Source organism: Nesterenkonia sp. PF2B19 (assembly GCF_001758425.2).
In the GTDB taxonomy this organism is placed as follows: domain Bacteria; phylum Actinomycetota; class Actinomycetes; order Actinomycetales; family Micrococcaceae; genus Nesterenkonia; species Nesterenkonia aethiopica.
Genome location: NZ_MDSS02000071.1, coordinates 1 through 18,312 on the forward strand (window position 1 = coordinate 1; position 18,312 = coordinate 18,312).

Sequence of the window (18,312 nt, forward strand, 5' to 3'; positions counted from 1 at the left end):
CCTCCGGGGTGCTGTGGGGCGCGGCCCTGGAGGCCGCCGCCGGGACCCTCGACGACGCCGCCGCCTCCTACGCCGCCGAGGACGCAGTCGCCGCGGTGCAGGCCTTCCAGGACTCCATGCAGCAGCTCGGCCGGGCACAGGTGGGCGACAAGACGCTGCTGGATTCCCTCGTGCCGTTCGTGGACGCCCTCTCCGCTGCCGTCGCCGGCGGTGCCTCAGCTGGCCGACGGCCTGGTCCTCGGCCAGCGCGGAGGCCGCCAAAGCCGCCGAAGCCACCCAGGACCTCCGCCCGGCGGTGGGCCGCGCGCATCCGCTCGCCGAGAAGAGCCTGGGCACCCCCGACGCCGGGGCCGTGTCCATGGCGATGATCCTGGGCCGCATCGCCGAACACCTGCGCTGAGCTCCACCCCTGCGCCGGTCCCCGCGCTCCAGCCCCTGTCCCTGACCCAGACCCACATTCTGATCCCATCCGAAAGGCAAGAATCCATGACGAAGAAGCTGCGACTGGTGGTCGGCTGCGACGACGCCGGCTACGACTACAAGGAGGCCCTCAAGGCGGACTTCGAGGCGGACGACCGCGTGGAGTCCGTGGTCGACGTCGGCGTGGACTCCGACGGCCACACCCCCTACCCGCATGTCGCGGTGGATGCCGCCCAGATGGTGGCCGACGGGAAGGCCGACCGCGCGCTGCTGATCTGCGGCACCGGCCTGGGCGTGGCGATCTCCGCGAACAAGGTGCCCGGCATCCGGGCAGTCACGGCTCATGACCCGTTCTCCGTGGAGCGCTCGGTGCTCTCCAACAACGCCCAGGTGCTGTGCATGGGCCAGCGCGTGGTCGGCAAGGAGCTCGCCCGCAAGCTCGCCGCCGACTGGCTGAACTACGAATTCGACACCTCCAGCGCCTCCGCGGAGAAGGTCGCCGCGATCAGCAGGTACGAGCAGACCGGGAGCTGCGGATGAGGTCGACCGGCGGAGCTCCCGTACCGGACCGGGCCGCGCTGTTCGACCTCACCGGGCGGGTGGCCGTCGTCACCGGCGGCGCCTCGGGCCTGGGTGAGGCGATCGCCCACGCTTCGCCCGGCAGGGAGCGCTGGTGGTGCTGGCCGATCTGGACGCCGAGCACCTCTCCGCCACCGCCGAGGAGCTGCGCACCGCCCACCCCGAGGCAGGCGGTGTAGACACGCTCCGTCTGGACGTCACGGACGCCGAGGCCGTGGAACAGGCCTTCGCCGACGTCGTCGCGACCCACGGCTCGCTGGACGTCCTGGTCAACTCGGCGGGGATCGTGGCCCTGGATCCGGTGGACGAGGTGCCGGAACGGACCTGGGAGAAGGTGCTGCAGGTCAACCTCACCGGCACGTTCCTGGCCTGCCGGGCCGCGGGCACGCACATGAAGGCCGCCGCCTACGGGCGGATCGTGAACATCGCCTCCCAGGCCGCCCATGTGGCGCTCGAGCATCACGCCGCCTACGGCGCCTCGAAGTCCGGACTGTTCGGGCTGACCCGGTCCCTGGCCCGCGAGCTGGGGCCTCACGGTGTCACCGCCAACACCATCTCACCGACCGTGGTGATGACCGAGCTGGGTCGGCAGGCCTGGGACGGGCCGCATGGCGAGGCACACCGAGCGGAGATCCCAGTCCGGCGCTTCGCCGAGCCCGAGGAGATCGCCGCCGCCGTCGTCTACCTGTCGTCTCAAGAGGCCGCGATGGTCAACGGAGCGGACCTGCGCATCGACGGCGGGTTCACGATCGTCTGACCCTTCCCCTGCGCCGTTGGCTCCGGAGCGATCGTCGCTAAACGTCGCGTCAGTAGGCGTATTCCGACCATCGCTCCGGGGTCAACACTGCGTCAGGGATGGGTGAGCAGCACCGACCAGCTGGCGCCGGGTGTGTCGTCGGGTTCTCCGTCCTGCAGGGAGGCCCGGAGCCCGGCCTGCTCCGCCAGGGCGACGAACCCCGCGTGGGTGTGCCAGTGCAGCAGCCACTCGCGCTCGTCCACCTGGATGTCATGGGCCCGGCGCCGTTCATAGCGCAGCAGGGTCCGCTGGGTGCGGGCGGGGTCGTCGCGCTCCTGAGTGACGAGCGTCAGCCGCAGGACGGCGCCGTCGTCGTTGACGGTCTGGCGCACCTGGCCGATCTCCTGCTCCGCGGCGGGCTCGGGGATCCAGAGCGGGACGAGTGCGGCACCCTCAGGGGCGAGATGAACCCTGATTCGACGCAGCGTCTCGACGACGGCGGCATCGTCCGGCAGCAGCAGGATGGTGGGCCCGGCGAGGAAGACGGAGCGGTACCGCCGCGGAAGATCGAGCTCCTCCATACGCTGCGCGTAGAGCCGCGGCGCCGCCCCTGGCCCTCCGCGGCCGCACGGAAGCGGGCCAGCATGTCCGGAGAGGAGTCGACGCCGTCGACATCGAGCCCCAGCTGCAGCAGCTCCAGCATCGGCTCGCCGTCGCCGCAGCCCAGCTCCAGAGCCGGCTGGCCCTGAGATCGGATGAACTCGGCATAGGGGGCGGCGTCGAAGCTCTCGCCCTTCAGCGGGGCGTACATCTCGGCCACCAAGCCGGTGTAGAAGTCGGCGGCACGCATGCCCTGCACTGTACTCGCACCTGATGGCGTTGCCTCCGCGGTTTGGGCCCTTATGACGACGTTTCTCACGTCAGAAGGGCCCAAAGCGCGGAGGCAACGGGACCGCTCAGCTGATCCCGTAGGCCAGCAGCGAGCTGGCCCAGTCCTCGATGGCGGGCCAGTCGCGGAAGTCCGCGTCCTTCGGCGCCTTCGCGACGGTCAGCTGCAGCTTCTCCAGGAAGCTGATCTTCTCCGCGTCCACCGCTCCCCGGAAATAGGCGATCTCCCGGTGCGGGTACTGCCGCAGGGTGGCGTAGAGGGGCTCCTCGAGTCGCGGACCGCCGCCTACGGCGTAGAGGAACAGCGGCTTGCCGCTGAGCTCGGTGCGATTGCTGTCCAGGAAGAGCTTCCCCGGCCCGTAGAGCGCCTGCCGGTACACAGGCAGCCCGACGACGACGTGGTCCGCCTCGTACAGCCACGGCCCCGCTTCGGAGACGTCCTTGACATGGGTGGAGACGCCTCGGGCGCTCAGCGTGGTGGCGATCCGCTCACCGATCTCCGCCGTGGAGCCGTGCTTGCTCGCCGTGACGACCAACGTGGTCATGGGGTCATCCACCTTTCCCAGTCCTGAGATGCTCCTCAGAGTCTACTGATTCCGTGCCGTGGGCAGAACGCGCGATGATGGCGCGCCCGCTCGGATCGGACTACTCTCCCCATCAGTGACGTCTCGTGGACGCCCGCCCGCCGTCGTCGACCGCAGAAGGACACCGATGCCGACACCCGAGCCCGAAGCCCGCCCGGTGTCCGCCGACTCGCCCGACTGGCGCCGACGCGACCCTACCCCCGACGAGCTCCGCCATGACACGCTGATCGCCCTGGCCCTGTTCTGCGGGGCGGTGCTGTCGCTGACGCTGGGCCGCGGACTGGGCTTCTTCGAGGAGCCCGCCGGCCCCGTGGTCTCTGTGCTGTGCCTGGCGCTGCTGCACCTGCCGGTCGCGTGGCGCCGACGCCGCCCGGCCCTCGTCGCCGTCGTGGTGGCCGGAGCCATGATCCTCGCCGGTGAGCTGCGTGTGCCGGAGCTGCTCATCAGCAACATCTCCATCTTCCTGGTCCTCTACACGCTGGGCGCGTGGAACAACCGGGACCGCTCGGCTCGGACCGCCCGTTGGGCGGTGGTGGCCGGGATGGCTGTCTGGCTGCTGGTCTCGTTCATCCGCATCTCCGTGGAGCCGATGTTCGACTCCGACGAGCCGCTCGCCCCGGGAGCTCTGACCCCGGCCTTGGCGATGATCCTGTACCAGCTGCTCACCAACCTCCTGTTCTTCGCCGGGGCCATCTGGTTCGGCCACCGGGCGTGGGAGTCTGCCCGGGACCGTGCCCGGGCGGAGGAGCGCGCCGAGCAGCTGAGCGCGGAGCGTGCCGTCGTCGCTGAGCAGGCCGTCGCGCTGGAGCGCCTCCGGCTGGCCCGCGAGCTGCATGATTCGGTGGCCCACCATGTCTCCCTCATGGGGGTGCAGGCCGCCGCCGCCCGGACCGTGCTGCCCACGGATCCCGCGGAGGCCGAGCGGTGCATCCGCCGTGTGGAGGACGCGGCACGACGCTCCGTGGCTGAGCTGCACCATCTGCTGGGCGTGCTGCGCACGGACAACCCCGACGCCGTCTCCAGCACCTTGCGGGCGGAGCACATCCCTGACCTGGTGGAGCAGCTGCGCAGCGCCGGCGTCGCGGTGGACCACCAGGTGCACGGCGAACCCCGGACCCTCGAACCCCTGGCCTCTCTGACCCTGTACCGGGTGGCGCAGGAGGCCCTGACGAATGTGCGCAAGCACGCCGGCCCTGAGGCCCGGGCGAGCCTGCGGCTGCGCTGGCGCAGCAGCTCCGTGGAGCTGGAGGTCACCGACGACGGCCGAGGCCCCCGCTCCTCGTCGCACCAGCCGGGCCGAAGGCCCTGGGTGGGCACGGCCTCCCAGGGATGCGCGAGAGCGCCGCCGGCCGCCGGGGGCCGGCTGGAGACCGGCCCCTCCCCTGAGGGCGGTTTCATGGTGCGGGTGGAGCTTCCCCTGGACATCGCGGCGGCTCCCGCCACGACCGCCGCCGTTGAGGAGGCACTGTGACGCCCCCACACGACATGTCTCCCTCCGAGGCGTTCCCCCAGCAGGCCCCGGACCCCGCGGCTCCCGGCGACCTCGTCCGGGTGCTGCTGGCCGACGACCAGCCACTGCTGCTCCAGGGGATCGCCACGATCCTCGACGCCCAGCCGGACTTGGCGGTGGTCGGCACCGCCTCCTCGGGGCAGGAGGCTGTGGAGATGGCAGACCGCCTCCGACCGGACGTGATCTGCATGGACATCGAGATGCCCGGTGTGGACGGCATCGAGGCCACCGCGCAGGTCCGTGGGACAGGCACCGCGGAGGTCATCATGCTGACCACCTTCAACCGTGAGGACTACCTGCTGCGGGCCCTGCAGGCCGGTGCCAGCGGATTCCTGCTGAAGACCGCCTCCCCGGAGCAGCTCGCCGAGGGCATCCGCACGGTCGCCGCCGGCGAGGCGCTGCTGGCGCCGGAGGTCACCCGGTCCCTGATCCGCCGCGCGGTCAGCTCCGGAGACCTCAGCTCCGTCCCCAGCTCCGTCCCCGACGGCGACGGCGCCGACGACCTGGGCGGCCGGAAGTCTCGCACCGGAGCGGCGCCGGACCCCCTGAGCGAACGCGAGGTGGAGGTGCTGAGCCTGGCGGCCCGCGGCCTCTCCAACGCGGAGATCGGCGGCCAGCTGTTCATCGGTGCGGAGACGGTCAAGACGCATATGTCCCGGGTGCTGGCGAAGCTGCACCTGCGCAACCGGGTGGAGGCGGTCGCCTACGCCTATCAGCACCGGATCGTCACCCCGGACGCAGACCCCGCCTGAGGTCCCGACCGCCATGGACTGACAGCCTCCCTGCGTCCATGGTCGGGCACAGATGACGAACGACGCCTCAGGGCGGTGCCGGTGACGACCCGCACCGCCCTGAGCCGCTGCGCGTCTCCCCAGCTCACCGACCCCGTGGACGGCACGGCGTCATTCGACCGCACCCGCCTCGGACGCCGTCTCCTGCTCGACCTCGTGGAGGCCGCTCTCCGGAGGCACGATCCGCGGATCCTCTCGATGGCCGCCCCGCGTCACGCGGGGCTGCTGCTGATCGTTGAATCGCAGCTGCAGGACGTCCGGTCGCGAATAGTGACCCACCGGATCGGCAGGGTTCTTCGCGGCCAGGATCGCCGAGAGATCAAGATCTGCGTACAGGATGCCTTCCTCATCCGGCGCAAGCGGTTCGGCGAGCATCCGCCCGTCGGGAGCGAAGATCCGCGCGTATCCGCCGCCGGGGTGAATGAGTCCGCGCTTCTCCTCCGTGTCGGCGAAGATCCGGAGTCCCGCTTCACCGACGACTGCGGATGCGGCGAGCACGAACGTCTGTCCCTCGACGGCGTACTGCTGCGAGGCTGCCGTATTGACCTCTGGGCCCAGTGCGTACACGGCCCCGGGGAAGATCGAGAAGCTGGGCCAGGAGGCGATGTGGATCTGCTCGTGCTGGGAGTACAGCGCATACTTGCTCAACGGCTGGAGATGTTCCCAACAGCACAGGGAGCCGACCCTCCCGAGACTCGTCTCACTGACGACCAGGTCGGAACCGTCGCCCTCGCCGAAGACCGTGCGCTCCACATGTGTGGGCTTGAGCTTGCGCCGGGCGGAGACCAGGGTGCCGTCCGCCTCGATCACAGCCTGTCCCATGTACAGCGATCCGGCGTCTCGCTCGCTGTACCCGAGGCCGACGACGATGCCGGACCGGCGGGCGGCGTCCTGGATCGCCCGCATCTCCCGACCATCGACGGTGAGCGAGTTCGCAGCGTAGGGCACGGTGAACTGGGACTGCCAGGCCACCGAGTCGAGCCAGATCCACCAGGGATAGTTGGGGATCCAGGTCTCCGGGAAGGCGATGATCTCAGCACCGTGGTCAGCGGCTTCTCTGATCAACTCGACTGTCTTCTCGACGGCCCCTTCGAGGTCAAGCCAGACCGGCTCCTGCTGAACCACGGCAGCCCGCACGGTGCGCGTGTAGTTGATGTCCATGAGTGTCTCCAGATCCTCTCGGAATGTGCTGGTGATCACCATCATGGACGTCCATGGGACTGCAGAGAGAGACGATCTGCGCAGGACCTTCCGACGATCTGCGCCCCACCGCCGGTCCGTGGGTCCGCCGCGTCCGCTCTTGTCCTGCTGACCTCTCGTCTCTATCCTCAGACTATGGAGCACCATGTCGCCGACAGCTTCGGCCACTGGAGCGAGATCTGCAGCAGGAGCTTCGTCCCTCTCCTTGCCTGCCCGAGGACTCTGACGACCTCCGCAGATGATGACTTCACTGCGCACATCACCACCCGTCATCTGGGCCCCGTACGCCTCGCCCACGTCTCCTCCGGGGCCTCGCGGATCGTCCGCTCAGGCCGACTGATCGCCGCCGAACCGAGGGAAGACGTGCTGCTGTCGCTCCAGATCGCTGGCGCCGGCACCGTGACCCAGAGTGGCCGACAGGCCCACCTGAGCCCGTCCCAGGCGGCCCTGTATGAATCTGACCGGCCCTACGAGCTCCGCTTCGACCGTCCGATGAGCGAGTACGTCATCCAAGCTCCCCGGTCTCTGGTGCGCATCGCGCCAGCTGCAGCCCGACGATCGACGGCGATTCCCGTGGCTGGGCGGTCCACCGCCGTGCTGCGGCATGTCGTCCAGGAGCTGCTCACAGCCGAGGAGTCGCTTGATGCCGTACAGGACGAGATGTATGCCCACATCGTCCTCGAGCTGCTGGCCGACGGCATCCGTACCCTCGACGACGCCGCAGCCGAGGGTGCTCTCTCGGGAGAATCCCTCGTCGCCTCGGCGCAGGCGATCATGGAGCGCGACAGCGCCGATCCACGACTCACCATCGAAGGCGTGGCGCGCCGCCTGGGGATCTCCCGACGATCCCTGGAGAAGCTCTTCGCCGACCATGGCTCCACGACGCCGGCGGCTCACCTGCGCCGTCCCCGCATCCGGCGCGCCGAACGCCTGCTGGTCCGAAGCGACGCCACCATCGCGGCCATCGCCCATGCGGCGGGGTTCAGCGACGAGCGCACCTTCTATCGCGCCTTCCGGCGATGTCATGACATGTCGCCGCACGAATGGCGCGCACGGCAGGGCGCCCCGATGAAGACCCGTCGCCTGTGACGATGACCGTCGCTGGAGGGTGAGGTCCACATTCTTCACCGGCACATTCGCCAGCACATTCACCGCTTTGAGCCACGAACCCTGGCGGGCCCCTGCGCCAGGAAGCTCACCGAGGAGAAACAGGATGAGCAGGCGCTCATCCCCCGCCAGGTTCCCCCGCACGGGGGATCCGCCTGTCGGTGCCCCGGCCTAGGCTCGGAGCATGCTCGAACTCGACTCCGTCTGCAGGTCCTACTCCGGACGCCAGGTGCTCCACGACGTCTCCTTCTCCGCCCGGCGCGGGAAGCTCACCGGTTTCGTCGGCGGCAACGGCGCCGGGAAGACCACGACCATGCGCATCGTCCTCGGCGTCCTGGACGCCGACTCCGGCGACGTCCGGCTCGACGGCTCCCCTGTCGCCCCGACGTCTCGGGGCCGGTTCGGCTACATGCCGGAGGAGCGCGGGCTCTACCCCAAGATGCGGGTCGCTGACCAGATCAGCTACCTGGCGCGCCTGCACGGCTTCGACCGTCGCGAGGCCCGACGGCGGGCTGAGGCCCTGCTGGCCCGCCTGGACCTGGCCGAGCGTGCCGGCGATCCCCTGGAGTCCCTCTCCCTGGGGAATCAGCAGCGGGTGCAGATCGCCGCCGCCCTGATCCACGACCCGGACGTCCTGATCCTCGACGAGCCGTTCTCCGGGCTCGACCCGATGGCGGTCGACGTCGTCCTCTCCGTGCTCACCGAACAGGCGGAGGCCGGCGCCGTCGTGCTGTTCTCCTCCCACCAGCTGGATGTGGTGGAGCGGCTCTGCGACGACCTGGTGATCATCGGTGCCGGCAGGATTCTGGCCGCCGGCGGCCGGGAGGAGCTGCGCGAGCGGCACGGAACGCAGCGCTACGAGCTGATCTCCGAGGCCGACGCCGGCTGGGTCCGGGACGTCACCGGCGTCGAGGTGGACGAATCCGCCGCAGGGCGTGCGCTGTTCCGCGCCGACCCCGACACCGCCCAGCAGGTGCTGCACCGCGCCGTCCAGCGGGGGGCGGTCCTGCATTTCGCCCCCGTGCTGCCCAGCCTGAGCGAGATCTTCAAGGACGTCGCCGGCCGGGCCGACGAGCGGCCGGCGGCACAGACCACAGCGCAGACCACGGCACAGGCCACCCCCCAGCTGGAGAAGGAGAACGTCCGATGAGCACCCCCGCCCTCGCCTCCCGGGCACCTTCCCCGGCACCCCTGAGCATCGGCCAGGCCTCCCTGCTGGTGGCCGAACGCGAGATCATCTCCCAGGTGCGCAGCAAGGCGTTCCTGGTCAGCCAGATCATCACGATCCTGTTCGTCGCCGGCGGCATCGTGGCCATGGGCCTCTTCGGCGGAGGGGAGGACGAGCCCGAGGTCGCCGTCGTGGACGCCGGTCAGGCGGCCCAGCTGATCCCCTCCGAGGGACTGGACCGGGTGGAGGCGGTCGACATGGCGGCCGCCGAGGAGCTGCTGCGCGGCGGCGACATCGACGCGATCATCACCGCCGACGCCGACTCTCCGGTGGGTCTGCAGGTGATCGGGCTGGACTCGGAGCCCACGGAGGTCGCCCAGATGCTCTCCGCCGCGCCGAGCCTGGTCACCCTGGAGGGCGAGAACGACGGGACCCTCCGCATGGTGGTGGCGATGCTCTTCGGCCTGGTGTTCATGATGCTGTCCATCACCTCCGGCATGATGATCGTGCAGAACACCATCCAGGAGAAGCAGTCACGGATCGTGGAGATCCTGCTCTCCTCGATCACGGCCCAATCGCTCCTGGCGGGCAAGGTGCTGGGCAACTCGGTGCTGGCCATCGCGCAGGCGGTGGTGATCGCCTCGGCGGCCGCGGCGGCCTGATGCTCTCCGGTCAGCAGGACGTGCTGGACATGCTCACCGTGCCGATGCTGTGGTTCGTGCTGTTCTTCGTGCCCGGCTTCGTGCTGATCGCCGCCATGTTCGCCGCCGGCGCGGCGCTGGTCTCCCGGCAGGAGGATTCGGGAGCGGTGGTCACGCCGACGATGATGCTGAGCATGATCCCGTACTTCGTGGTCGTGTTCTTCCACGACACCCCGCTGGTCATGACCATCGCGTCCTACGTGCCGTTCAGCGCCCCGGTGGCCATGCCGCTGCGGATGTTCTTCAACGAGGCGATGTGGTTCGAGCCGATCCTCGCCCTGGCGATCCTGCTCACCAGCGCCGTGGTGTTCATGCTCCTCGCCGCCCGGATCTACAGCCGGTCGCTGCTGCGCACCGGGCAGCGGGTCCCCCTCCGGGAGGCCCTGGGCTCAGGCGGATGAACCGGCGGGGCCCTCGCCCGCGTGCTCGGCCTCGTCCTCGTCCTCCGGCGGGGCATCCGGGTCCACCAGCATCCCGGGCTCGGTCTTGGCGATGATGCGCGTACCCGTGAGGTCCCCGGTGACGTTGCACAGGGTGCGGGCCATGTCCAGGATCGCGTCGATGCCCGCCACCAGCGCCACCGGCGCCATGGGCAGCCCCGCGGCGGTGACGGCCATGGTGAGCATGATGAGCCCGGCGCCCGGCACACCGGCGGTGCCGATGGAGGCCAGCACTCCGACGGCGGCCACGGTGGCCAGCTGGGTCAGGGTCAGCTGCGTCCCGGTCACGTTGGCGATGAACACTGTGGCCGCCCCGACGTAGATGGCGGTGCCGTCCATGTTGATGGTCGCACCCAGGGGCAGGGTGAAGGAGTACACCCCGCGACGCACGCCCAGCCGTTCGGCCGCCTGGGTGGTCACCGGCAGGGTGCCGGACGAGGAGCGGGTGACGAAACCGGTGAGCATGGGCTCCTTGGCCTCGCGGAAGAACCGGCCCACCGGGGCACGGAAGAGCAGCAGGATCAGCGCGTAGATCACGATCTGCAGGACGATCCCGCCGTAGACGACCCCGGTCAGGAAGGCCAGCGGCAGCAGCGCATCGGCCCCGGTCTCCCCCACCACCACGGCGATCAGCGCGAACACGCCGATGGGCGAGTACTGCAGGACCCCGCGGATGATCAGGAAGACCAGCTCCACACCGCCGTCGACGAAGCGCCGCAGGTGCATGGCCAGCCCGGCGAGCCGATCGTCAGTGCTGTCCTGCATGAAGGCCAGGGCGACGCCCGCGGCCAGGGCGAAGAACATCACGGCCAGCACCTCCCCCTCGGCCAGGGCGGAGAAGATGTTGTCCGGGACGATGCCGGTGAGCACCTCCGCCAGCGGCGGGGCGGTCTGCTCGTCCACCTCGGCGTCCCCGGGGAGGCTCAGCCCGGCTCCCGGGGAGACGAGCAGGGCGACGCCGATGCCGATGGTCATCGCGAACGCGGTGGTCACCAGGTAGTAGAGGAAGGCCTTGCCGCCGATGCGACCCAGCGTCTTCGGGGACACCGAGGCCACTCCGGCCATCAGGGTCAGCAGGATCAGCGGCATCACCAGCATGGTCAGCAGCCGCAGGAAGATGTCACCGAGCGGCTGCACCACTGCGATGGGTGGCCCCACCACCAGGCCCGCGACGACGCCGAGCACCAGCGCCACCCCGAGCTTCCAGATCAGGGGGACGTCCAGGTACCACCGCCACAGGGAACGGCGCGACGCCGTCGGCTCCCCTGCGTCGGTGCGGGACGGTGACGATCCAGCCATGGTCATCTCACTCCTGCAGGGCGGACCTGTGCTGATCCGGCCCCCTCGACGAATGTGCAGGATTCAGTGTGACATGGCTGACGTGGGAGGACACGGAGACTCGGCCGATGGGGAGCAGGTCCCCTCAGCTCACTTGATGCCGCGCAGGTCCAGCTCCAGGGCGGAAGCACCTTCGGACCCGACGGTCACCGGGATGCCCCAGTCCTGCTGGTACAGGTGGCAGGCGGCGTGCATCGGGATCTCCTCGCCGGGGGCGCCGTCGCAGGCGGCCGCGCGAGCCGTGATGTGCAGGACTCCCTCGGCGACGGACGGGTTCAGCCGCAGGGTCCGGCGCAGCCCCTCGGCACTGCCGGCACCCTCCAGGATGAGCTCCTCCGGGGAGGAGGAGATCTTCAACTGGGTGGGATCGCCCCACCGGTCGTCGAGCTTCTGCCCGGTGGGGGCCTCGAAGCCGATGCTCAGGCTGAACTCCCCCGGCGCGACGTCGGTGGTGGGCCGCTGGGTCTCCCAGGCTCCCTCGTCCACGGTGAGGAACTCGTCGGGGATGGCCACACGCACCAACTCGTGGGCGTTGGTCTCCACCACCAGCAGGGTCGTGCCGTCGGAGTCCAGCAGCACGTCGGAGGGCTCCTTGAGCCCGCGGGCCACGGTGGAGACGGCGGCGGCCACGGTGGTGCCGTCGGCGGCCCGGTGCTCCCCACGGTAGCGGCGGATCGCCCCGTTGTAGGTGTCTGCCACCAGCACGGAGGAATCCGGCAGCACGGTCACTCCCAGAGGGTGCTGCAGTCGCGCCTCGGCCGGGTCGCCGTCCCGGAACCCGAAGTCGAACAGCCCCTCCCCCACGATGGTCTCCACTGCGGGGGCCTCCGGGTCCTGGCTGACCCGCAGCACTCGCAGCGAGGAGGTCTCGGAGTCGGCGATCCACACGTCCCCGGCGGCGTCGGCGGCGAGCCCGGAGGTCTGCGCGAACCAGGAGTCCTCGGCGGGGCCGTCGGTCAGCCCCTCCAGCCCGGTGCCGGCCAGCACCTTCAGCTCCCCGGTGACCGGGTCGAAGGAGAAGATCTGATGCGTCCCGGCCATCGCGACGATCACCGAGCCGGTCACCGGGGACCACAGCACATCCCACGGGGAGGACAGCGAGACCTCCAGCGGGGCGGTGCCCAGGCTGCCCACCACGGGCCCCTCGGCCTGGGTGACCCGCTCGGAGTCGATGAGCCGCTGCACTCCGTTGCCGGCCAGCGTGGTCACCTGACCCGTGGCCACATCGATGCCGCGCAGCCGGTGGTTCACGGTGTCCGCCACGACGACGTCGTAGCCCACCTGCTGGGCCACCTCGGCCGGCAGCAGGGCCAGGCCCTGCGGCTCGGTGAAGCGCGCCGTCTCAGCGTCGCCGTCCCGGTGGCCCTTCTCCGGGGAGGCGAGCACGCCGTCGTCATCGGCGACGCCGCCGCCCCAGCTGCGGACCACGGTCTGCAGGTCGGACTCCAGCTCCACGATCCGGTGATGGCCGGTGTCGGCCACCAGGAAATGCCCCACCGTGGTGGCGTCGCCGCCCAGCGGACGAGTCACCGGCACCGCCTTGCCCGGGAAGCGCAAGGTGCGGGACACCGGCTCCGGCGGCACGTAGGGCCCGTCGCCGCGGTGCAGCGTGCCCTTGGCCTCGTGCTCGGCCACCAGCTCCTCCACCAGGGAGGACAGGCCCGCCACATGGCCCTCACCGGCCAGGTTCGCGGCGATGTAGCCCTCCGGGTCGACGACGACCAACGTCGGCCAGGCGCGGGCCGAGTACGCCTGCCAGGTCACCAGGTTCGGGTCGTCCAGCACCGGGTGGGCGATCTCATAGCGCTCCACAGCGGCGGCCAGCGCGTCGGGGTCGGCCTCATGCTCGAACTTCGGAGAATGCACGCCCACGGTGACCAGCACGTCGGAGAACTGCTCTTCCAGCGGGCGCATCTCATCGAGCACATGCAGGCAGTTGATGCAGCAGAACGTCCAGAAGTCCAGGATCACGATCTTGCCGCGCAGATCCTCCAGGGTGATCTCCTGGCCACCGGTGTTCAGCCAGCCGCGGCCGACCAGCTCGGAGGCCCGCACCCGGTCGGTGCGGCGGATCGTCTGCGTCATGCGTGTGCTCCTTCTGCTCAGCCCCGCCATGGCGGGGCGTCCCTGGGGTGAGGCCTGCCTCGCACCCGAGATCATCTCCGGGCGCTCAGTCGGCGAGCGCCTCCGTGGTCGCGGCGGTGACGGCCTCCGCCATGGCGGTGAACTCCTCCTGCGCCGCGGCGGGCTCGCCGATGAACGACACCATCACCACGTCATCGCCTGCACGGGTGAACAGGATCTGGGCCCCGATCATTCCATCCTCCTCCGCATCCGCCAGGCTGCGGGTGCGGGCGTAGCCCACCGTCCCGTCGCCGTCACCCTCTGCGGGGCGGAGGGCCTCCAGCTCGATCTCGGAGAACTCCAGCACATAGTCGGCGTCCATCTGCGTCAGCCGCACCTGCGGGCAGGACTCCACCAGGGAGCGGACATGGTCCATATGCTGCTGGACCCGGGCGGCGGCCTCGCCGTCGTCGGCGATCTCGGCGATCTCGATGGAGCCGGTCCCGGTGAAGGTCTCCGAGCCGAAGTCCACCCGCGCGCGTCCGAGCCGAGCAGCAGCGGAGCCCAGTCCACCGCGGCCAGAGGCTCCGCGCAGGTGGCCGGGTCAACCTCGACGTCGGCCTCCCCCTCGGCCAGGGAGCCCTCCATCTGCTCGCGGAACTCCTCCACGGCGGCCTCCGTGTAGAACCCGGCGGAGTCGAAGCCGAACGTGGAGGCCCGCTCCATGCCGGCCTCCGCTGCGGCGACCAGCCGGTCGGAACCCGCACGGGGGCTCTGCTCGCCCTCGGCGGCGTCGCCGTCGGATCCGCAGGAGGTCACCGCCAGGGCGGTGCTCAGCAGCAGCGCCGGCAGCAGGTGGGTGCGGGTGCGGATCATCGGTGGGAGTCCCTCTCTGCCATGCGGGCGAACATCTCGTTGTACTCCTGGAGGTCGGCGTCGCCGGTGCGGTCGGCCTCACGGTCCTCGCGGACCATCTCCCGACGGTCCGCCCGCGACCACTGCACCGCGGCGATGACGGCCAGCAGCATCGTGGGGATCTCCCCGAGTCCCCACATCAGCTCTCCCCCGCGCTGCTGGTCCTCGATGGCGGAGAAGCCCCAGTCGTGGCCGATGTTGCCGAACCAGCTGGCCTGGATGAGGGACTCGGAGCCGGAGAGCCCCACGGCGATGAACGCGTGGAACGCCATCGTGGCCAGCAGCATGACCAGCCGGATGGCGTGCGCGGGCCGTTTCGGCAGCGGGTCGTGGCCCACCATCACCAGGGCGAAGATGTACCCGGTGAGCAGGAAGTGGACGTTCATGAGCTCATGCCCCACGTGGTACTCCAGGGCGTAGCCGAACAGCGGGGTGTAGTAGAACAGCACCAGGGAGCCGGCGAAGTTCGCCGCGGCCACCACCGGGTGGGTCACCACCCGGGAGAACCGCGAGTGCACCAGCCACAGGATCCACTCCCGGGCCCCGCGGGTGCCGTCGGTGCGGGAAGTGAGCGCCCGCATGGCCAGGGTGACCGGCGAGCCCAGCACCAAGAACATCGGCGCCACCATGGTCAGCGTCATGTGCTGGATCATGTGCCCGGAGAACAGCACCATCCCGTAGATCGCCGGACCGCCGGAGGTCACCCACAGCAGCACCGTCAGGCCGAAGAGGAAGCTGGCCGCCCGCATCACCGGCCAGCCGTCGCCCCGGCGCCGAAGCCTCATCATGGAGTGCAGGTACCAGGCGGCCAGGAACACGATGATCGCCACCCACAGCCAGTCGAAGCGCCACTGGCTGAACCACAGGCCCAGCGTCGGCTCCGGCGGAAGGTCATAGCCGGTGAGGATCCGCGCCGGGGTGGCGTCCGGAGGCAGGTCCTCCGAGACCGGCGGGGAGGTGCGGCCCAGAATGGCGCTGACCCCGATGACCGCGGACATCACCGCGATCTCCACCAGGACCAGCTGCCACAGCAGCCCGGTGACCGCCCGGGTGCGGGCGGGATCCGTGGACGCCGATGCGGACGAGGACGGCGCACCGGCCCCCTCATGGGGCCCGGCCAGCCGCGGAATGATCCAGCTGCGGTTCATCCACCCGACCGCCCCCAGACCCAGGATCGCCCCGACCTTCAGCACGATCATGAGCCCGTACGGCGTGGTCAGCAGCTGCTCCAGCGTCTCGATGCGCAGAGCCGCATTGACCACCCCGGAGAACGCGACGGTGCCGATCGCCAGCCCCGCCAGCACCGAGTAGCGGCGCAGCAGAGTCCCGACGATCTCCGGCCCGCCCTGCTCCCGGGCCGTCAGTGCCGTCGCCTGCCGGCGGATCTCCGGGGAGAGCAGCGCCAGGACCACGAGCCCACCGACCCAGACCACTACGCCCAGCAGGTGCAGGCCCAGGGAGTTCACCGCCGCCGAATGGTCGTCACCGGAGCCGGAGTGCCCCACCAGGGCCATCGGGACGATCCCACCCAGGCCCAGCACCGCCACGAAGAACAGCCCGGCCGGGGAACGCACCGCGAAGACCAGAGTGGCGAAGACGGCGGCGATGACCACCATCGCCATCCATGCCTGACCCGTGGAGATCGACTGCACGTAGCCCAGGAAGCCCGCGGAGAAGGTCTCGTCAGCAGAGAGCGGCTGGCCGGCCAGCGCCGAATAGGAGAGCACCAGCACCGCGACGGCAGCCACCGTCCACACCACGGAGGCGGCTCCCGCGATCTGCAGCGTGCGGGTGTAGAGCGGGTGCTCACCCGAGACGGACGGGGCCGAGGCGCCGGCGTGCTCCGCACGAACCTTCTCCGCGCGCTCCGCACGAACCTTCTCCGCGCGCTCCGCACGACGCTGCCGGCTGCGGGGGCCGAGCCTTGAGGGCACCGCGACGACGGCGAGTATCACGGCGGCGACCGCCGTGGCCATGGCCAAATGGTGGACGAATCGCGCCACAGGCAGGCCCCACCGGTCACCGCGCCGGGGTCGGCGATCTGCGACGGCGGCCCACACCGGAGAGCAGTCCGGCGAGCGCCACGGCCACCAGGCCGAGGCAGAGGACGGCGCCCACCGCAGGCAGCGCGACGGCGAGCATGGGGGCGTCCGCGGGAGGACGGGCGGCGTCTCGGCCGCCTGCGGCAGGCGTCATCGGGGATCCCTCACTCTCACGCGTCGTCGCGCGGACGGTCGTCGCGCTCGTCGGGCCTGTCGTCGCCGGACTGGTCGTCCGCGGTCCCCGTGGAGCCGGTGGTGTCGCGGGGCTGGCGCGGCGCCTGCTTCCACTCCTCCACCTGGGTCATCTTGCGGCGCATGAGCACCACGGCCAGGATCACGATGAGCACGCCGCCCAGCGCGAAGAGCACCGCGGCCCAGGCGGGGAACTGTCCCTCGGCGGTGGCCGGGTCCTCCTGCGAGGCGGCGTCGGCGTCCACCGAGCCAGTCTCGCCGGCGTCGGCCTCTGCGGCATCAGTCTCCGCGGCATCTGCTTCGGCGGCATCGTCGTCGGTCGTGCCGTCGCCTGCCTCGTCCTCAGCGGCGTCAGCCTCTGCGGCGTCAGTCTCCGCTGCGTCAGTCTCTGCGGCGCCCTCCGGCAGGTCGACTTCGAAGCTGAAGCTGCCTTCCTCGTCATGCCCGTCGGAGTAGACGACCCGGTAGAGGACCTCGTACTCGCCGTCGGCCAGCTCGCCGTCGAGCTCGGTGCTCATCGACGGGCCGTCGATGACGGTCTCGGTTTCCCAGCTCTCACCGTCGTCGTCGGTCACGCGGATCTCGTTGGTGATGTTCTCGCCCTCGGTGAGGCCGTCTCCGGTGAACTCCAGGACGATCTCTTCGGGGCTCTCGGTGAGCACCTCGTCCGCCTCCGGGGTGGAGGAGATCAGCTCGTCATGGGCCCAGGCCGGGGTGGCTGTCATCGCGGCGAGCCCCAGTGCCGCGACGGCGGCGGGGGCCAGCAGCCGCGGCGCGCGGCCTGCTCGAGAGCCCCCGGCCGGGATGTCAACGGTGGTGGAAGTGGTCATGGTGTCCTTCTCTGCGTCTGTGCGGGGTGGACGTGGCGTCCGGAGCCGGCGTGAGGGTCCGGGGACGTCCTGTGGGCAGTCCGGCCGCGTCTGCGTGCTCACCGCCTCGGAGCCGAGGTGGTCCCTCCAGGTCGGAGGGTCTGACGCGGCGGCCATCGGGCGCTGCGGCCCTGACCTCGACGTCGTCGACGACGTCGAGGACGCCGCCGGCGGTCCCCGCAGGGTGCGCGGCCCCCGGCCGCTCCAGAGGTCTTCCATGACCCGCACCGTCCGGGGGACGGCGGGAAGGGCCGGGCGCACGCCGAAGTGCGCCTCCCGGGGAGTCATGAGCAAGTGGACGGGACCCAGCGCCACCAGATCGGCGACGGCTCGCAGCAGGGTCTCACCACGGTGCAGGAGGGCGATGGTCAGCACGGCCGCACCCAGATGGGCCGCCAGCATGCCCCCGTCCAGGGCTCCCCCAGGGGGCATCGCCACCAGCGACTGGTCCGCTGCTGGCACGGAGGCGGCCGTCGTCGCACTGGCCAGCGCGGGCGACTCGTGGCCGCCATGGCCGAGGCGCGGGCTCCCCCCGGCGAACCGCCCGGCGGCGGAGGCCGGCAGGGCGGAGAAGAGACCGTGGAGCACCGCTTGGGACACCAGCACGGAGAGGGTCAGGCGGGTCAGACCGAGCCGCATGCCCGCCAAGGCGGTGCACAGGGGCAGGCTCACGGCCAAGGCCAGGATCACGACCAGCGCGTGCGGCCCCTGATGGCCCGCAGCCAGGTGCGCGGCGGCGGCGCTGCCGACGGCGGCCCCGGCGGCCAG

Annotated in this window: 18 protein-coding genes and 3 pseudogenes; 10 read left to right on the plus strand and 11 right to left on the minus strand. The window is 70.7% G+C overall.

Annotated elements, in window-relative coordinates:
- Nucleotides 1–8: 8 nt before the first annotated feature.
- From BCY76_RS20085 to BCY76_RS15345, 4 genes and pseudogenes are all read left to right on the plus strand, one after another.
- Nucleotides 9–155 (plus strand): annotated as a pseudogene (locus BCY76_RS20085) (hypothetical protein); the annotation flags it as partial.
- A 125-nt stretch (nt 156–280) separates the two neighbouring features.
- Nucleotides 281–400, plus strand: a pseudogene (locus BCY76_RS20090) (DAK2 domain-containing protein); the annotation flags it as partial.
- An 86-nt stretch (nt 401–486) separates the two neighbouring features.
- Nucleotides 487–960: a ribose-5-phosphate isomerase gene (locus BCY76_RS15340; protein ID WP_070162022.1), complete on the plus strand. Its 474-nt coding sequence runs from the start codon at nt 487–489 to the stop codon at nt 958–960.
- Nucleotides 961–1,093: 133 nt separating this feature from the next.
- A complete protein-coding gene (locus BCY76_RS15345; protein WP_237090218.1) occupies nt 1,094–1,756 on the plus strand; it encodes an SDR family oxidoreductase in 663 nt (220 codons plus the stop codon).
- A gap of 92 nt (nt 1,757–1,848) precedes the next feature.
- On the opposite strand, the gene BCY76_RS19665 is transcribed toward BCY76_RS15345, so the two are convergent.
- The 3 genes and pseudogenes from BCY76_RS19665 to BCY76_RS15355 form a co-directional block, all read right to left on the minus strand.
- The gene (locus BCY76_RS19665) at nt 1,849–2,316 is read right to left on the minus strand and encodes a hypothetical protein (RefSeq protein WP_237090219.1); all 468 of its coding nucleotides are present in this window, start codon (nt 2,314–2,316) and stop codon (nt 1,849–1,851) included.
- 38 nt (nt 2,317–2,354) lie between these two features.
- Nucleotides 2,355–2,585 (minus strand): annotated as a pseudogene (locus BCY76_RS20835) (methyltransferase domain-containing protein); the annotation flags it as partial.
- Between the two features lie 106 nt (nt 2,586–2,691).
- Entirely contained in the window at nt 2,692–3,168 is a 477-nt protein-coding gene (locus BCY76_RS15355; RefSeq protein WP_070162024.1) for a flavodoxin domain-containing protein, read from the minus strand.
- Between the two features lie 166 nt (nt 3,169–3,334).
- Between BCY76_RS15355 and BCY76_RS15360 the strand changes: the two genes are divergently transcribed.
- Nucleotides 3,335–4,678: a sensor histidine kinase gene (locus tag BCY76_RS15360; protein ID WP_085437878.1), complete on the plus strand. Its 1,344-nt coding sequence runs from the start codon at nt 3,335–3,337 to the stop codon at nt 4,676–4,678.
- Nucleotides 4,675–5,469, plus strand: coding sequence for a response regulator (locus BCY76_RS15365; RefSeq protein WP_237090220.1), 795 nt, complete (start codon nt 4,675–4,677; stop codon nt 5,467–5,469). The genes BCY76_RS15360 and BCY76_RS15365 overlap by 4 nt, the downstream gene beginning before the upstream one ends.
- Before the next feature lie 150 nt (nt 5,470–5,619).
- Here BCY76_RS15365 and BCY76_RS15370 read toward each other — a convergent pair whose 3' ends face one another.
- Nucleotides 5,620–6,714 (minus strand): carbon-nitrogen hydrolase family protein, encoded by a 1,095-nt coding sequence (locus tag BCY76_RS15370; RefSeq protein ID WP_070162030.1) that lies wholly within the window; start codon nt 6,712–6,714, stop codon nt 5,620–5,622.
- 129 nt (nt 6,715–6,843) lie between these two features.
- Here BCY76_RS15370 and BCY76_RS15375 point away from each other — a divergent pair, with 129 nt between their 5' ends.
- The 4 genes from BCY76_RS15375 to BCY76_RS20100 all read left to right on the plus strand — a co-directional run bounded on the left by BCY76_RS15375 (nt 6,844) and on the right by BCY76_RS20100 (nt 10,085).
- Nucleotides 6,844–7,797, plus strand: a complete 954-nt coding sequence (locus tag BCY76_RS15375) for a helix-turn-helix domain-containing protein (protein WP_070162032.1) — start codon at nt 6,844–6,846, stop codon at nt 7,795–7,797.
- A 202-nt stretch (nt 7,798–7,999) separates the two neighbouring features.
- Nucleotides 8,000–8,965: an ABC transporter ATP-binding protein gene (locus BCY76_RS15380; protein WP_070162034.1), complete on the plus strand. Its 966-nt coding sequence runs from the start codon at nt 8,000–8,002 to the stop codon at nt 8,963–8,965.
- Nucleotides 8,962–9,645 carry an ABC transporter permease gene (locus BCY76_RS20095; RefSeq protein WP_272896865.1) on the plus strand — a complete coding sequence of 228 codons (684 nt, stop codon included), beginning with the start codon at nt 8,962–8,964 and terminating at the stop codon, nt 9,643–9,645. Before BCY76_RS15380 ends, BCY76_RS20095 begins: the two co-directional genes overlap by 4 nt.
- Entirely contained in the window at nt 9,645–10,085 is a 441-nt protein-coding gene (locus tag BCY76_RS20100) for an ABC transporter permease (protein ID WP_272896866.1), read from the plus strand. Before BCY76_RS20095 ends, BCY76_RS20100 begins: the two co-directional genes overlap by 1 nt.
- Here BCY76_RS20100 and BCY76_RS15390 read toward each other — a convergent pair.
- From BCY76_RS15390 to BCY76_RS15415, 7 genes are all read right to left on the minus strand, one after another.
- Nucleotides 10,074–11,429 carry a dicarboxylate/amino acid:cation symporter gene (locus BCY76_RS15390; RefSeq protein ID WP_201791161.1) on the minus strand — a complete coding sequence of 452 codons (1,356 nt, stop codon included), beginning with the start codon at nt 11,427–11,429 and terminating at the stop codon, nt 10,074–10,076. The genes BCY76_RS20100 and BCY76_RS15390 overlap by 12 nt on opposite strands.
- A 123-nt stretch (nt 11,430–11,552) precedes the next feature.
- Nucleotides 11,553–13,547, minus strand: a complete 1,995-nt coding sequence (locus BCY76_RS15395; protein ID WP_085437879.1) for an NHL domain-containing thioredoxin family protein — start codon at nt 13,545–13,547, stop codon at nt 11,553–11,555.
- An 85-nt stretch (nt 13,548–13,632) separates the two neighbouring features.
- A complete protein-coding gene (locus BCY76_RS18290; RefSeq protein WP_085437880.1) occupies nt 13,633–13,923 on the minus strand; it encodes a hypothetical protein in 291 nt (96 codons plus the stop codon).
- Nucleotides 13,914–14,402, minus strand: a complete 489-nt coding sequence (locus tag BCY76_RS15405) for a hypothetical protein (protein WP_070162036.1) — start codon at nt 14,400–14,402, stop codon at nt 13,914–13,916. Before BCY76_RS15405 ends, BCY76_RS18290 begins: the two co-directional genes overlap by 10 nt.
- Nucleotides 14,399–16,417, minus strand: coding sequence for a cytochrome c oxidase assembly protein (locus BCY76_RS15410; protein ID WP_085437881.1), 2,019 nt, complete (start codon nt 16,415–16,417; stop codon nt 14,399–14,401). The genes BCY76_RS15405 and BCY76_RS15410 overlap by 4 nt, the downstream gene beginning before the upstream one ends.
- A gap of 43 nt (nt 16,418–16,460) precedes the next feature.
- Nucleotides 16,461–16,637 (minus strand): hypothetical protein, encoded by a 177-nt coding sequence (locus BCY76_RS18295; protein WP_170922725.1) that lies wholly within the window; start codon nt 16,635–16,637, stop codon nt 16,461–16,463.
- A 16-nt stretch (nt 16,638–16,653) separates the two neighbouring features.
- On the minus strand, nt 16,654–18,312 hold a 1,659-nt coding region (locus tag BCY76_RS15415), incomplete at its 5' end, for a copper resistance CopC family protein (protein ID WP_085437882.1).